Origin of the sequence: Pseudomonas phenolilytica (assembly GCF_021432765.1) — a bacterium.
Taxonomy (GTDB): domain Bacteria; phylum Pseudomonadota; class Gammaproteobacteria; order Pseudomonadales; family Pseudomonadaceae; genus Stutzerimonas; species Stutzerimonas phenolilytica.
On sequence record NZ_CP058908.1, the window covers coordinates 1,651,658 to 1,665,464 of the forward strand.

General features: G+C 58.8%; 16 protein-coding genes. All 16 read left to right on the top strand.

Features of this window, described 5'->3' with window-relative positions; all coding sequences use genetic code 11:
- Nucleotides 1-5: 5 nt before the first annotated feature.
- Nucleotides 6-4,205 carry a DNA-directed RNA polymerase subunit beta' gene (rpoC, locus tag HU825_RS07795; RefSeq protein ID WP_043299526.1) on the top strand — a complete coding sequence of 1,400 codons (4,200 nt, stop codon included), beginning with the start codon at nucleotides 6-8 and terminating at the stop codon, nucleotides 4,203-4,205.
- A 138-nt stretch (nucleotides 4,206-4,343) separates the two neighbouring features.
- Nucleotides 4,344-4,715, top strand: coding sequence for a 30S ribosomal protein S12 (rpsL, locus tag HU825_RS07800; protein WP_003291416.1), 372 nt, complete (start codon nucleotides 4,344-4,346; stop codon nucleotides 4,713-4,715).
- 95 nt (nucleotides 4,716-4,810) lie between these two features.
- Nucleotides 4,811-5,281: a 30S ribosomal protein S7 gene (gene rpsG / locus HU825_RS07805; protein WP_003291415.1), complete on the top strand. Its 471-nt coding sequence runs from the start codon at nucleotides 4,811-4,813 to the stop codon at nucleotides 5,279-5,281.
- A gap of 30 nt (nucleotides 5,282-5,311) precedes the next feature.
- The gene (fusA, locus tag HU825_RS07810; protein ID WP_234303246.1) at nucleotides 5,312-7,414 is read left to right on the top strand and encodes an elongation factor G; all 2,103 of its coding nucleotides are present in this window, start codon (nucleotides 5,312-5,314) and stop codon (nucleotides 7,412-7,414) included.
- Between the two features lie 30 nt (nucleotides 7,415-7,444).
- The gene (gene tuf, locus HU825_RS07815; RefSeq protein WP_138300984.1) at nucleotides 7,445-8,638 is read left to right on the top strand and encodes an elongation factor Tu; all 1,194 of its coding nucleotides are present in this window, start codon (nucleotides 7,445-7,447) and stop codon (nucleotides 8,636-8,638) included.
- 150 nt (nucleotides 8,639-8,788) lie between these two features.
- The gene (gene rpsJ, locus HU825_RS07820; RefSeq protein WP_003186070.1) at nucleotides 8,789-9,100 is read left to right on the top strand and encodes a 30S ribosomal protein S10; all 312 of its coding nucleotides are present in this window, start codon (nucleotides 8,789-8,791) and stop codon (nucleotides 9,098-9,100) included.
- 82 nt (nucleotides 9,101-9,182) lie between these two features.
- Nucleotides 9,183-9,818, top strand: coding sequence for a 50S ribosomal protein L3 (gene rplC, locus HU825_RS07825; RefSeq protein WP_008570604.1), 636 nt, complete (start codon nucleotides 9,183-9,185; stop codon nucleotides 9,816-9,818).
- Between the two features lie 12 nt (nucleotides 9,819-9,830).
- Nucleotides 9,831-10,433 carry a 50S ribosomal protein L4 gene (rplD, locus tag HU825_RS07830; protein WP_003289213.1) on the top strand — a complete coding sequence of 201 codons (603 nt, stop codon included), beginning with the start codon at nucleotides 9,831-9,833 and terminating at the stop codon, nucleotides 10,431-10,433.
- A complete protein-coding gene (gene rplW / locus HU825_RS07835) occupies nucleotides 10,430-10,729 on the top strand; it encodes a 50S ribosomal protein L23 (protein ID WP_003289212.1) in 300 nt (99 codons plus the stop codon). The genes rplD and rplW overlap by 4 nt, the downstream gene beginning before the upstream one ends.
- Nucleotides 10,730-10,743: 14 nt before the next feature.
- Nucleotides 10,744-11,565 (top strand): 50S ribosomal protein L2, encoded by an 822-nt coding sequence (gene rplB / locus HU825_RS07840; RefSeq protein ID WP_003289211.1) that lies wholly within the window; start codon nucleotides 10,744-10,746, stop codon nucleotides 11,563-11,565.
- 16 nt (nucleotides 11,566-11,581) lie between these two features.
- Nucleotides 11,582-11,857 carry a 30S ribosomal protein S19 gene (gene rpsS, locus HU825_RS07845; RefSeq protein ID WP_054093410.1) on the top strand — a complete coding sequence of 92 codons (276 nt, stop codon included), beginning with the start codon at nucleotides 11,582-11,584 and terminating at the stop codon, nucleotides 11,855-11,857.
- Between the two features lie 11 nt (nucleotides 11,858-11,868).
- Complete coding sequence (rplV, locus tag HU825_RS07850) at nucleotides 11,869-12,201, top strand: 50S ribosomal protein L22 (RefSeq protein WP_003103908.1); 333 nt, start codon at nucleotides 11,869-11,871, stop codon at nucleotides 12,199-12,201.
- Between the two features lie 13 nt (nucleotides 12,202-12,214).
- Nucleotides 12,215-12,901, top strand: coding sequence for a 30S ribosomal protein S3 (rpsC, locus tag HU825_RS07855; RefSeq protein ID WP_003289210.1), 687 nt, complete (start codon nucleotides 12,215-12,217; stop codon nucleotides 12,899-12,901).
- Nucleotides 12,902-12,913: 12 nt separating this feature from the next.
- Nucleotides 12,914-13,327, top strand: coding sequence for a 50S ribosomal protein L16 (gene rplP, locus HU825_RS07860; protein WP_003281836.1), 414 nt, complete (start codon nucleotides 12,914-12,916; stop codon nucleotides 13,325-13,327).
- Nucleotides 13,327-13,518: a 50S ribosomal protein L29 gene (rpmC, locus tag HU825_RS07865; protein ID WP_003289209.1), complete on the top strand. Its 192-nt coding sequence runs from the start codon at nucleotides 13,327-13,329 to the stop codon at nucleotides 13,516-13,518. Before rplP ends, rpmC begins: the two co-directional genes overlap by 1 nt.
- 2 nt (nucleotides 13,519-13,520) lie before the next feature.
- Nucleotides 13,521-13,787, top strand: a complete 267-nt coding sequence (gene rpsQ, locus HU825_RS07870; RefSeq protein ID WP_008570602.1) for a 30S ribosomal protein S17 — start codon at nucleotides 13,521-13,523, stop codon at nucleotides 13,785-13,787.
- Nucleotides 13,788-13,807: the final 20 nt, after the last annotated feature.

Here is a 13,807-nt window from a genome sequence, read left to right on the forward strand (position 1 = left end):
AGGCCTTGAAAGACTTGCTGAATCTGTTGAAAAACCAGGGTCAAATCGAAGAGTTCGATGCCATCAAGATTGCCCTGGCTTCGCCCGAGATGATCCGTTCCTGGTCCTTCGGTGAAGTGAAGAAGCCGGAGACCATTAACTACCGCACCTTCAAGCCGGAGCGCGATGGCCTGTTCTGCGCCAAGATCTTCGGGCCGGTGAAGGACTACGAGTGCCTGTGCGGCAAGTACAAGCGCCTCAAGCATCGTGGTGTAATCTGCGAGAAGTGCGGCGTGGAAGTCGCGCTGGCCAAGGTGCGCCGCGAGCGCATGGCGCACATCGAGCTGGCTTCGCCGGTTGCCCACATCTGGTTCCTGAAGTCGCTGCCGTCCCGTATCGGTCTGCTGCTGGACATGACCCTGCGTGATATCGAGCGCGTGCTCTATTTCGAGAGCTACGTGGTCATCGATCCGGGCATGACCACGCTGGAAAAGGGCCAGCTGCTGAACGATGAGCAGTACTTCGAGGCGCTGGAAGAGTTCGGCGATGATTTCGATGCCCGCATGGGTGCCGAGGCCGTGCGCGAACTGCTCAACCAGATCGACCTGGAACACGAAATTGGTCGCCTGCGCGAAGAGATCCCGCAAACCAACTCGGAAACCAAGATCAAGAAGCTGTCCAAGCGCCTCAAACTGATGGAAGCTTTCCATGGCTCGGGCAACCTGCCTGAGTGGATGGTGCTGACCGTGCTGCCGGTACTGCCGCCGGACCTGCGTCCGCTGGTTCCGCTGGATGGTGGCCGTTTCGCGACCTCGGATCTGAACGATCTGTATCGCCGTGTCATCAACCGTAACAACCGTCTCAAGCGCCTGCTCGATCTGTCCGCGCCGGACATCATCGTGCGCAACGAAAAGCGCATGCTGCAGGAAGCGGTCGACGCGCTGCTGGACAACGGCCGTCGCGGTCGGGCCATCACTGGTTCCAACAAGCGCCCGCTCAAGTCCCTGGCCGACATGATCAAGGGCAAACAGGGGCGTTTCCGTCAGAACCTGCTGGGCAAGCGCGTGGACTACTCCGGTCGTTCGGTGATCACCGTCGGCCCGACCCTGCGTCTGCATCAGTGCGGTCTGCCGAAGAAGATGGCGCTGGAGCTGTTCAAGCCGTTCATTTTCGGCAAGCTGGAAATGCGCGGCATGGCGACCACCATCAAGGCCGCCAAGAAGATGGTCGAGCGCGAGCTTCCCGAGGTTTGGGACGTGCTCGCCGAAGTCATCCGCGAACATCCCGTGCTGCTCAACCGTGCGCCGACGCTGCACCGTCTGGGTATCCAGGCGTTCGAGCCGGTGCTGATCGAGGGCAAGGCGATCCAGCTGCACCCGCTGGTTTGTGCGGCGTACAACGCCGACTTCGACGGTGACCAGATGGCCGTGCACGTGCCGCTGACGCTGGAAGCTCAGCTGGAAGCGCGCGCGCTGATGATGTCGACCAACAACATCCTTTCGCCGGCCAACGGTGAACCGATCATCGTGCCGTCGCAGGACGTGGTTCTGGGTCTGTACTACATGACCCGCGAAGCCATCAATGCCAAGGGCGAAGGTCGCGTGTTCGCTGACCTGCAGGAAGTCGACCGCGTATTCCGTGCCGGTGAAGCCTCGCTGCACGCGCGGATCAAGGTGCGTATCCACGAGACCGTCAAGGAGCGCGATGGTAGCGTTGCCAACAATGTGCGCATTGTCGATACCACCGTGGGGCGTGCACTGCTGTTCCAGATCGTGCCGGCCGGCCTGTCGTTCGACGTGGTCAACCAGCCGATGAAGAAGAAGGCGATCTCGAAGCTGATCAACCTGTGCTATCGCACGGTGGGGCTGAAGGACACCGTTATCTTCGCCGACCAGCTGATGTACACCGGTTTCGCCTACTCGACGATTTCCGGCGTTTCCATCGGCGTGAACGACTTCGTCATCCCGGACGAGAAGGCGCGCATCATCGACGCCGCTACCGAGGAGGTGAAGGAGATCGAGAGCCAGTACGCTTCCGGCCTGGTCACCCAGGGCGAGAAGTACAACAAGGTGATCGACCTCTGGTCCAAGGCTAACGACGAAGTGTCCAAGGCGATGATGGCCAACCTCTCGCGCGAGAAGGTCATCGACCGCGAGGGCAAGGAAGTCGAGCAGGATTCCTTCAATTCGATGTACATGATGGCCGACTCCGGTGCGCGGGGCTCCGCGGCACAGATTCGCCAGCTCGCCGGTATGCGCGGCCTGATGGCCAAGCCGGACGGTTCCATCATTGAGACGCCGATCACTGCGAACTTCCGTGAAGGTTTGAACGTACTGCAGTACTTCATCTCGACCCACGGTGCGCGCAAGGGTCTGGCGGATACTGCGCTGAAGACTGCGAACTCCGGTTACCTGACTCGTCGTCTGGTCGACGTCGCGCAGGATCTGGTGGTGACCGAGATCGACTGCGGTACCGAGCAAGGCCTGCACATGACGCCGCACATTGAGGGTGGTGACGTAGTCGAGCCGCTGGGCGAGCGTGTGCTCGGTCGGGTGATTGCGCGTGACGTGCTCAAACCGGGTACTGAAGAGGTTCTGGTACCGGCCGGTACCCTGATCGACGAGCAGTGGGTGGATTTCATCGAACTGAACAGCATCGACGAAGTGATCGTGCGCTCGCCGATCAGTTGCGAGACGCGTTATGGCATCTGCGCCAAGTGCTATGGTCGCGATCTGGCCCGCGGGCATCAGGTCAACATCGGTGAGGCAGTAGGGGTTATCGCTGCGCAGTCCATCGGTGAGCCGGGTACTCAGCTGACCATGCGTACGTTCCACATCGGTGGTGCGGCGAGCCGGACTTCTGCCGTCGACAACGTGCTGGTGAAGAACGGCGGTACCATCCGCCTGCACAACCTGAAGTACGTCGAGCGTACCGACGGTGCGCTGGTGGCGGTTTCCCGCTCCGGCGAACTGGCAGTGGCCGACGACTTCGGTCGCGAGCGCGAGCGCTATAAGCTGCCGTACGGCGCGGTTATCTCCATTAAGGAAGGTGACAAGGTCGATGCGGGCTCGGTAGTCGCTAAGTGGGATCCGCACACCCACCCGATCGTGACCGAAATGAAGGGTATCGTGACCTTCGTCGGCATGGAGGAGAACATCACCATCAAGCGTCAGACCGACGAACTCACCGGTCTGACCAACATTGAGGTGATGGATCCCAAGGACCGTCCGGCCGCTGGCAAGGATATCCGTCCGGCAGTCAAGCTGGTCGACGCGAATGGCAAGGATCTGCTGCTGCCGGGTACCGACGTTCCCGCGCAGTACTTCCTGCCGGCCAACGCCTTGGTCGGTGTGGCCGACGGCGCGGAAGTGAGTGTGGGCGACGTCATCGCACGTATCCCGCAGGAGACCTCCAAGACCCGTGACATCACCGGTGGTCTGCCGCGTGTGGCTGACCTGTTTGAGGCGCGTCGTCCGAAGGAGCCTTCGATCCTGGCGGAAATCAGCGGCACCATCAGCTTCGGCAAGGAGACCAAGGGCAAGCGCCGTCTGGTCATCACGCCGACCGATGGCAGCGATCCGTACGAGGAGCTGATTCCGAAGTGGCGTCACCTCAACGTCTTCGAAGGCGAGCAGGTGAACAAGGGGGAAGTGATCTCCGACGGTCCGAGCAACCCGCACGATATCCTGCGTCTGCTGGGCGTCAGCGCGCTGGCCAAGTACATCGTCAACGAGATCCAGGACGTCTACCGCCTGCAGGGTGTGAAGATCAACGACAAGCACATCGAGACCATCCTGCGGCAGATGCTGCGCAAGGTCGAGATCACCGAGTCGGGTGATTCCAGTTTCATCAAGGGTGACCAGATGGAACTGACTCAGGTGCTGGAAGAGAACGAGCGTCTGAGTGAAGAGGACAAGTTCGTCGCCAAGTACGTGCGCGTCCTGCTGGGTATCACCAAGGCCTCGCTGTCGACCGAATCGTTCATCTCCGCGGCCTCGTTCCAGGAGACTACGCGGGTACTGACCGAGGCAGCCGTCACCGGCAAGCGCGATTATCTGCGCGGCCTGAAGGAAAACGTGGTCGTGGGTCGTCTGATCCCGGCCGGTACCGGTCTGGCCTATCACAGCGAGCGCAAGCGCAAGCGTGATGCCGACAAACCGGTCCGCGTGAGTGCCGATGAGGTCGAAGCGGCGCTGACCGAAGCGCTGAATTCCAGCGGCAACTGAGTGCCAGGCCCCGGTGCGAGTCGGGGTCTGCCTTGACGGTGTGCGAGAAGCTCTTTAGACTCTCGTACCCCTAATTTGGCGGGGCTTTGCGCCCTGCCATTTTTCGTTTGTGTCGAAAGACAACAGTGGAGCTAGTAGATGGCAACTATCAACCAGCTGGTACGTCAGCCGCGCAAGCGCGTCGTCGAAAAGAGCGACGTCCCTGCGCTGCAAAACTGCCCGCAACGCCGTGGCGTGTGCACTCGTGTGTACACCACCACGCCGAAGAAACCGAACTCCGCACTGCGTAAAGTGTGCCGTGTTCGTCTGACCAATGGCTTCGAAGTCGCCTCGTACATCGGCGGTGAAGGCCATAACCTGCAAGAGCACAGCGTTGTGCTGATCCGTGGCGGTCGCGTCAAGGACCTTCCGGGTGTGCGTTACCACACCGTGCGCGGTTCGCTGGATACCTCGGGTGTCAAAGACCGTAAGCAGGGTCGTTCCAAGTACGGCGCCAAGCGTCCGAAGTAAGCATATTTTCTATTTATTTGAGTCGATAAGAGTAAGGTCGGGCGTGCTCTGTCACCGTCCCGAGCTAACCTGAAGACCGTTTTGAGGGCTTATCAATGCCAAGACGTCGTGTAGCGGCCAAGCGCGAGATTCTGGACGATCCGAAGTACGGAAGTCTGATCCTGGCCAAGTTCATGAACCACGTGATGGAGAGCGGCAAAAAAGCTGTTGCCGAGCGTATCGTTTATGGTGCTCTGGACAAGGTTAAAGAGCGCAAGAATGGCGACCCCCTGGAAATCTTCGAAAAAGCACTCGACGCCATCGCTCCGCTGGTCGAAGTGAAGTCCCGCCGCGTAGGTGGTGCGACTTACCAGGTTCCGGTCGAGGTTCGTCCGTCCCGTCGCAATGCGCTGGCCATGCGCTGGCTGGTAGATGCCGCCCGCAAGCGTGGCGAAAAATCCATGGCGCTGCGTCTCGCTGGTGAATTGCTGGATGCGTTCGAAGGCAAAGGCGCTGCCGTGAAGAAGCGTGAAGACGTGCACCGTATGGCTGAGGCTAACAAGGCCTTCTCGCACTACCGCTTCTAATTTCAGCGAAAACAACTTTGCGAGGGCTTTATGGCTCGTACAACACCGATCAATCTCTACCGTAACATCGGTATTTGTGCGCACGTGGATGCGGGTAAAACCACTACCACCGAGCGCGTGCTGTTCTATACCGGTGTCAACCACAAAATGGGTGAGACCCATGACGGCGCCTCGACCACCGACTGGATGGTTCAGGAGCAGGAGCGTGGTATTACCATTACCTCGGCAGCCGTTACTGCGTTTTGGCAGGGCTCCGAGAAGCAGTACAAGAGCCATCGCGTAAACGTTATCGACACCCCCGGTCACGTGGACTTCACCATTGAAGTGGAGCGTTCGCTGCGCGTGCTCGACGGCGCCGTCGTGGTGTTCTGTGGTACTTCCGGTGTGGAGCCGCAGTCCGAAACCGTATGGCGTCAGGCCAACAAGTACGGTGTGCCGCGTATCGTCTACGTGAACAAGATGGACCGCCAGGGCGCAAACTTCATTCGTGTCGTCGAGCAGATCAAGAAGCGTCTGGGGCATACCCCGGTACCGCTGCAGCTGCAGATCGGTTTCGAGGAGAACTTCGTCGGGCAGGTCGACCTGCTCAAGATGAAGGCTATCTACTGGAACGAAGACGACAAGGGCATGACCTTCCGTGAGGAAGAGATCCCTGCGGAACTGCAGGCTCAGGCTGAAGAATATCGCTCCAACCTGGTCGAGGCGGCTGCCGAGGCTAACGAAGAGCTGATGAACAAGTATCTGGAAGAGGGTGATCTGTCCCTCGAAGAGATCAAGGCTGGTCTGCGTCAGCGTACCATCGCCTGCGAGATCGTTCCGGCTGTTCTGGGTTCCTCGTTCAAGAACAAGGGCGTCCCCCTGGTTCTGGATGCGGTGATCGACTTCCTGCCGGCACCGACCGACATTCCGCCGATTCAGGGTGTCAGCCCGGATGACGAGGAGAAGACCGACGAGCGTGAGGCTTCCGATGAAGCTCCGTTCTCGGCGCTTGCATTCAAGATCGCGACCGACCCGTTCGTCGGTACCCTGACGTTTGCTCGGGTGTATTCGGGCGTGCTGAGTTCCGGTGACTCCGTCATCAACTCGGTGAAGGGTAAGAAAGAGCGCGTGGGTCGCATGGTGCAGATGCACGCCAACCAGCGCGAAGAGATCAAGGAAGTGCGTGCCGGTGATATCGCGGCGCTGATTGGCATGAAGGACGTCACCACGGGTGACACCCTGTGTGACATCGACAAGCCGATTATCCTCGAGCGTATGGACTTCCCGGAGCCGGTGATTCACGTTGCCGTCGAGCCGAAGACCAAGGCCGACCAGGAAAAGATGGGTGTTGCGCTGGGTCGTCTGGCTCAGGAAGATCCGTCCTTCCGTGTGCGGACTGATGAGGAAACCGGTCAGACCATCATCGGTGGTATGGGTGAATTGCACCTGGACATCATCGTTGACCGTATGCGTCGCGAGTTCAACGTCGAGGCCAACATCGGTAAGCCGCAAGTTGCCTATCGCGAGATGATTCGCAACAAGTGCGAGATCGAAGGCAAATTCGTTCGTCAGTCCGGCGGTCGTGGTCAGTTCGGTCATTGCTGGATCCGCTTTGAACCCTCCGACGAAGGTCAGGAAGGTCTGGAGTTCAAGAACGAAGTCGTTGGTGGTGTGGTTCCGAAGGAATACATTCCGGCGATCCAGAAGGGCATCGAAGAGCAGATGAAGAACGGTGTTCTCGCCGGCTATCCGCTGCTCGGCCTGAAGGCGACCGTGTTCGATGGTTCCTACCACGACGTCGACTCCAACGAAATGGCGTTCAAGATCGCCGCTTCCATGGCGACCAAGCAGCTCTCTCAGAAGGGTGGCGCGGTACTGCTTGAGCCGATCATGAAGGTCGAGGTAGTGACTCCTGAAGACTACATGGGCGATGTGATGGGTGACCTGAACCGTCGTCGCGGTCTGATCCAGGGTATGGAAGATTCCGTATCGGGCAAGGTTATTCGCGCGGAAGTGCCGCTGGGCGAGATGTTCGGCTATGCAACTGACGTGCGTTCCATGTCCCAGGGGCGCGCGAGCTACTCCATGGAATTCTCCAAGTACGCCGAGGCTCCGTCGAACATCGTCGAAGCTATTGTCAAAAAACAAGGTTGATTCAGCCCTTTAAGTAAGAGGTTTACTGTCGTGGCTAAGGAAAAATTCGAACGTAACAAACCGCACGTCAACGTCGGCACCATCGGTCACGTTGACCATGGCAAGACCACTCTGACTGCTGCGCTGACCCGTGTGTGCTCCGAAGTATTCGGTTCCGCTCGTGTCGACTTCGACAAGATCGACAGCGCGCCGGAAGAGAAGGCTCGTGGTATCACCATCAACACCTCTCACGTGGAGTATGACTCCAACGTTCGTCACTATGCGCACGTTGACTGCCCGGGTCACGCCGACTACGTGAAGAACATGATCACTGGTGCTGCCCAGATGGACGGCGCGATCTTGGTTTGCTCCGCTGCTGACGGCCCCATGCCGCAGACTCGCGAGCACATCCTGCTGTCCCGTCAGGTTGGCGTTCCTTACATCGTCGTGTTCCTGAATAAGGCTGACATGGTCGATGACGCGGAGCTGCTGGAACTGGTCGAGATGGAAGTTCGCGACCTGCTGTCGACTTACGACTTCCCGGGTGACGACACTCCGATCATCGTTGGTTCGGCGCTGATGGCGCTGAATGGCGAAGACGAAAACGGGCTGGGCACCACCGCGGTCAAGAAGCTGGTCGAGACTCTGGATAGCTACATTCCGGAGCCGGTTCGTGCTATCGATAAGCCGTTCCTGATGCCGATCGAAGACGTGTTCTCGATCTCCGGTCGCGGTACCGTGGTGACCGGTCGTGTCGAGCGCGGCATCGTCAAGGTTCAGGAGGAAATCGAAGTGGTCGGTCTGCGTCCGACGCTGAAGACCACCTGCACCGGTGTGGAAATGTTCCGCAAGCTGCTGGACGAAGGTCGTGCTGGTGAGAACTGCGGCGTGCTGCTGCGTGGCACCAAGCGTGATGAGGTCGAGCGTGGCCAGGTTCTGGCCAAGCCGGGCACCATCAAGCCGCACACCAAGTTCGAAGCCGAAGTGTACGTGCTGTCCAAGGAAGAAGGTGGTCGTCACACTCCGTTCTTCAAGGGCTACCGTCCGCAGTTCTACTTCCGTACCACCGACGTGACTGGTTCGTGCGAGCTGCCAGAAGGCGTTGAGATGGTAATGCCGGGCGACAACGTGAAGATGGTTGTCACCCTGATCAAGCCGATCGCCATGGAAGACGGCCTGCGCTTCGCGATTCGCGAAGGTGGTCGTACCGTTGGTGCTGGCGTGGTTGCCAAGATCGTCGAGTAATATGTGACGATGATGAAAAGGGCCCCTTCGGGGGCCTTTTTCTATTATTGAGCATTTATTGACACCCTCAGGGTGCATCCGTACAATTGCGCCTCCTTTTACCGGGGGTATTGCGCCTGGTAGGGTGGCTACTTGGAGTCTGAGGTCAAAATGCAAAACCAACAAATCCGTATTCGGTTAAAGGCTTTTGACCATCGCCTGATCGATCAATCAACCCAGGAAATCGTGGAGACCGCGAAACGTACTGGTGCTCAGGTGCGTGGTCCGATTCCGCTGCCAACCCGCAAAGAGCGGTTCACTGTGCTGGTTTCTCCGCACGTCAACAAAGACGCGCGCGATCAGTATGAAATTCGAACCCACAAGCGCGTGCTGGACATTGTTCAGCCGACCGACAAGACCGTCGATGCGCTGATGAAGCTCGATCTTGCGGCTGGTGTGGAAGTGCAGATCAGCCTCGGCTAAAACCTGAGAGTTTTAGTCGTGTAACGCTCTGAAATGGGCGGCCATAGCGGGTGAAAGCCCCGTACACTCAAGAGGTTTCAAAATGACTATTGGTGTAGTCGGTCGTAAATGCGGCATGACCCGCGTTTTCACCGAGGATGGTGTCTCTATTCCGGTTACGGTCATCGAGATCGAACCGAATCGCGTCACTCAGTTCAAGAATGAAGAGAGCGATGGCTATCGTGCAGTGCAGGTCACTGTCGGTGAGCGTCGCGCGTCCCGCGTCACCAAGGCTCAGGCCGGTCACTTCGCGAAGGCGAGCGTGGCGGCTGGGCGCACTGTCCTGGAATTCCGTCTCGAAGACGGCGAATACCAGGCGGGTGACGAGATCAAGGCGGAAATTTTCCAGGCAGGTCAGCTGGTGGATGTCACCGGTCAGTCCAAGGGTAAAGGCTTTGCCGGTACCATCAAGCGCTGGAACTTCCGTGGTCAGGACAATACCCACGGTAACTCCGTATCCCACCGCGTCCCGGGCTCTATTGGTCAGTGCCAGACTCCAGGTCGTGTATTCAAGGGCAAGAAGATGTCCGGGCACATGGGCGCCGAGCGCGTAACCGTGCAGTCCCTGGAAATCGTGCGTGTCGACGCCGAGCGTAATCTGCTGTTGGTCAAGGGTGCAGTGCCCGGCGCTACTGGCGGTGACGTGGTTGTGCGTCCGGCTGCCAAGGCTCGCGGTTAAGGGGGAGTTCACATGCAATTGAATGTAAATGGCGCACAGGCCATCGAAGTCTCCGATCGCACCTTTGGTGGCGAGTTCAACGAGACGCTGGTGCACCAGGCGGTCGTCGCCTACATGGCTGGCGGTCGTCAGGGTAGCAAGCAGCAAAAGACCCGCTCCGACGTGTCCGGTGGTGGCAAGCGTCCGTGGCGCCAGAAGGGCACTGGTCGCGCGCGCGCCGGTACCACTCGTGGTCCGATCTGGCGTGGCGGTGGCGTGACCTTCGCTGCTCGTCCGCAAAACCACGATCAGAAGCTGAACAAGAAGATGTACCGCGCAGCTCTGCGCTCCATTCTTGCTGAGCTCGTTCGTTCCGACCGTCTGGTCGTTGTCGAGGATTTCGCCGTCGACGCGCCGAAGACCAAAGTGCTTGCCAGCAAGCTCAATGGCATGGGTCTGAATGATGTGCTGATCGTTTCCGAAGCTGTCGATCAGAACCTGTACCTGGCTGCGCGCAACCTGCCGCACGTCGACGTGCGCGATGTTCAGGGTTCGGATCCGGTCAGCCTGATCGCCTATGACAAGGTGCTGATCACCGTGTCGGCCGTGAAGAAATTCGAGGAGCTGCTGGGATGAACCAGGAACGCGTATTCAAAGTCCTGCTTGGTCCGCACGTCTCCGAGAAGGCAACCGTGCTGGCTGACAGCAAGAGCCAATTCGTTTTCAAGGTTGCTACCGATGCAACCAAGCTGGAAATCAAGAAGGCCGTCGAAAGCCTGTTCAACGTGAAGGTCGCTACCGTCAACACCCTGAATGTACAGGGCAAGACCAAGCGTACCGCTCGCGGTCTGGGCAAGCGCAACGACTGGAAGAAGGCGTACATCGCACTTCAGCCGGGCCAGGATCTCGATTTCTCCGGCAGTGCTGAGTAAGGAAGGGGTGCATCATGGCAATCGTTAAATGCAAACCGACTTCCGCGGGCCGCCGCTTTGTGGTCAAGGTGGTGGGTCAGGAGCTGCACAAAGGCGCTCCTTATGCTCCGCTGCTCGAGAAGAAGTCGAAGTCCGGTGGTCGTAACAACAACGGCCGCATCACCACTCGCCACATTGGCGGTGGTCACAAGCAGCATTACCGTCTGGTCGATTTTCGTCGCAACAAGGATGGCATTCCTGCCATCGTCGAGCGCGTCGAATACGATCCGAACCGTACCGCGCATATCGCGCTGCTGAAGTATGCCGACGGCGAGCGTCGCTACATCATTGCGCCGAAGGGTGTGAGTGCTGGCGATCAACTGCTCTCGGGTGTGAACGCGCCGATCAAGGCTGGCAACAGCCTGCCGCTGCGCAACATTCCGCTGGGTTCCACCGTCCACGGTGTTGAGCTGAAGCCGGGCAAGGGTGCCCAGATTGCGCGTTCGGCTGGTGCTTCGGCTCAGCTGGTGGCGCGTGAAGGTGCCTATGTGACCCTGCGTCTGCGCTCCGGCGAGATGCGCAAGGTGCTGGCCGAGTGCCGTGCCACTCTGGGTGAGGTCTCGAACTCCGAGCACAGCCTGCGTTCGCTGGGCAAGGCTGGAGCCAAGCGCTGGAAGGGCATTCGTCCGACCGTGCGCGGCGTGGCCATGAACCCGGTCGATCACCCGCATGGTGGTGGTGAAGGTCGTACCTCCGGTGGTCGTCATCCGGTGTCGCCGTGGGGCTTCCCGACCAAGGGCGCGAAGACTCGCTCTAACAAGCGCACCGATAACATGATCGTCCGTCGTCGCAAGTAACTAGAGGGATACGACAGTGCCGCGTTCTCTGAAAAAAGGTCCTTTTATCGATCTTCACCTACTGAAGAAGGTCGAAGCGGCGTTGGAGAAGAACGATCGCAAGCCGGTGAAAACCTGGTCGCGTCGCTCGATGATCCTGCCGCAAATGGTCGGTTTGACCATCGCTGTGCATAACGGTCGCCAGCATGTTCCGGTCCTCGTGAACGAAGACATGGTCGGCCACAAACTGGGCGAATTTGCCGGAACCCGTACCTATCGTGGTCACGTGGCCGACAAGAAAGGCAAGCGTTAAGGGGTTTGGAAATGGAAGTAGCCGCTAAGTTGTCGGGCGCTCGCATCTCCGCCCAGAAAGCTCGCCTGGTCGCCGACCAGATCCGCGGGAAGAAGGTGGGCGAAGCGCTCAACCTGCTGGCTTTCAGCAGCAAGAAAGCCGCCGAGATCATGAAGAAAGTGCTGGAGTCGGCCGTTGCCAACGCCGAGCACAACGAAGGCGCTGACGTGGACGACCTGAAGGTCTCTACGGTCTTCGTCAACGAAGGGCGTTCGCTTAAGCGCATCATGCCGCGTGCCAAAGGCCGCGCTGATCGCATCGTCAAGCGGTCTTGCCATATCACTGTCAAGGTTGCGGACAAGTAACGGAGTCGATCAGATGGGTCAGAAAGTACATCCCACTGGCATTCGCCTGGGAATCGTCAAGGAGCACACCTCCGTCTGGTACGCAGACGGCCGTACGTATGCAGACTATCTGCTTGCAGATCTGAACGTGCGCGAGTACCTCCAAGACAAACTAAAAAGCGCGTCCGTGAGCCGTATTGATATTCATCGTCCGGCACAAACCGCACGCATCACCATCCACACCGCTCGTCCCGGCATCGTGATCGGCAAGAAGGGTGAGGATGTTGAGAAGCTGCGTCAGGACCTGACCAAGCAAATGGGTGTGCCGGTGCACATCAATATCGAAGAGATCCGCAAGCCGGAGCTCGACGCAATGCTGGTTGCACAGAGCGTAGCTCAGCAGCTGGAGCGTCGCGTGATGTTCCGTCGCGCCATGAAGCGCGCCGTACAGAACGCCATGCGCATTGGTGCCAAGGGCATCAAGATCCAGGTCAGTGGTCGTCTGGGTGGGGCTGAAATCGCCCGTACCGAGTGGTATCGCGAAGGTCGTGTGCCGCTGCACACCCTGCGTGCCGATATCGATTACAACACTTACGAAGCGCACACCACCTACGGTGTGATCGGCGTCAAGGTATGGATCTTCAAGGGCGAGGTCATCGGTGGCCGCCATGAAGAGCTAAAGCCGCAAGCGCCCGCGCCTCGTAAAAAAGCTGCTAAGTAAGGGGTACGCCAAATGTTGCAACCCAAGCGTACAAAATTCCGCAAGCAGATGACCGGCCACAACCGTGGTCTGGCTCAGCGCGGTAGCAAGGTCAGCTTCGGCGAGTTCGCGCTGAAGTCTGTTTCCCGTGGTCGCCTGACTGCGCGCCAGATCGAAGCGGCGCGCCGCGCGCTGACTCGTCACGTGAAGCGTGGCGGCAAGATCTGGATCCGCGTGTTCCCCGACAAGCCAGTTACCAAGAAGCCTCTCGAAGTTCGTATGGGTAAAGGTAAGGGTAGCGTCGAGTACTGGGTAGCCCAGATTCAGCCGGGCAAGGTGCTTTACGAGATCGAGGGTGTTTCCGAAGAGCTGGCGCGTGAGGCTTTCGCCCTGGCTGCTGCAAAGCTGCCTCTCGCCACCTCCTTTGTTAAGCGGACGGTGATGTGATGAAAGCGAATGAACTTCGTGAAAAATCCGCTCAGCAGCTGAACGAGCAACTGCTCGAGCTGCTGCGCGACCAGTTCAATCTGCGCATGCAGAAGGCAACTGGCCAGTTGGGGCAGTCTCACCTGCTCTCGCAAGTCAAGCGCGATATCGCTCGCGTCAAGACTGTGCTCAACCAGCAGGCAGGTAAGTGATCATGGCTGAAGTTGAAAAGACTGTCCGCACGCTGACTGGCCGCGTCGTCAGCGACAAGATGGACAAAACCATCACCGTTCTGATCGAGCGTCGCGTCAAGCACCCGATCTACGGCAAATACGTTAAGCGTTCGACCAAGCTGCACGCTCACGACGAAACTAACCAGTGTCGTATCGGCGACAAGGTCACCATCCGCGAGACTCGTCCGCTGGCCAAGACCAAGACCTGGACATTGGTTGACGTCGTTGAACGCGCCGTCGAAGTCTAAGGGCTAAGGGTCGGAGAAAT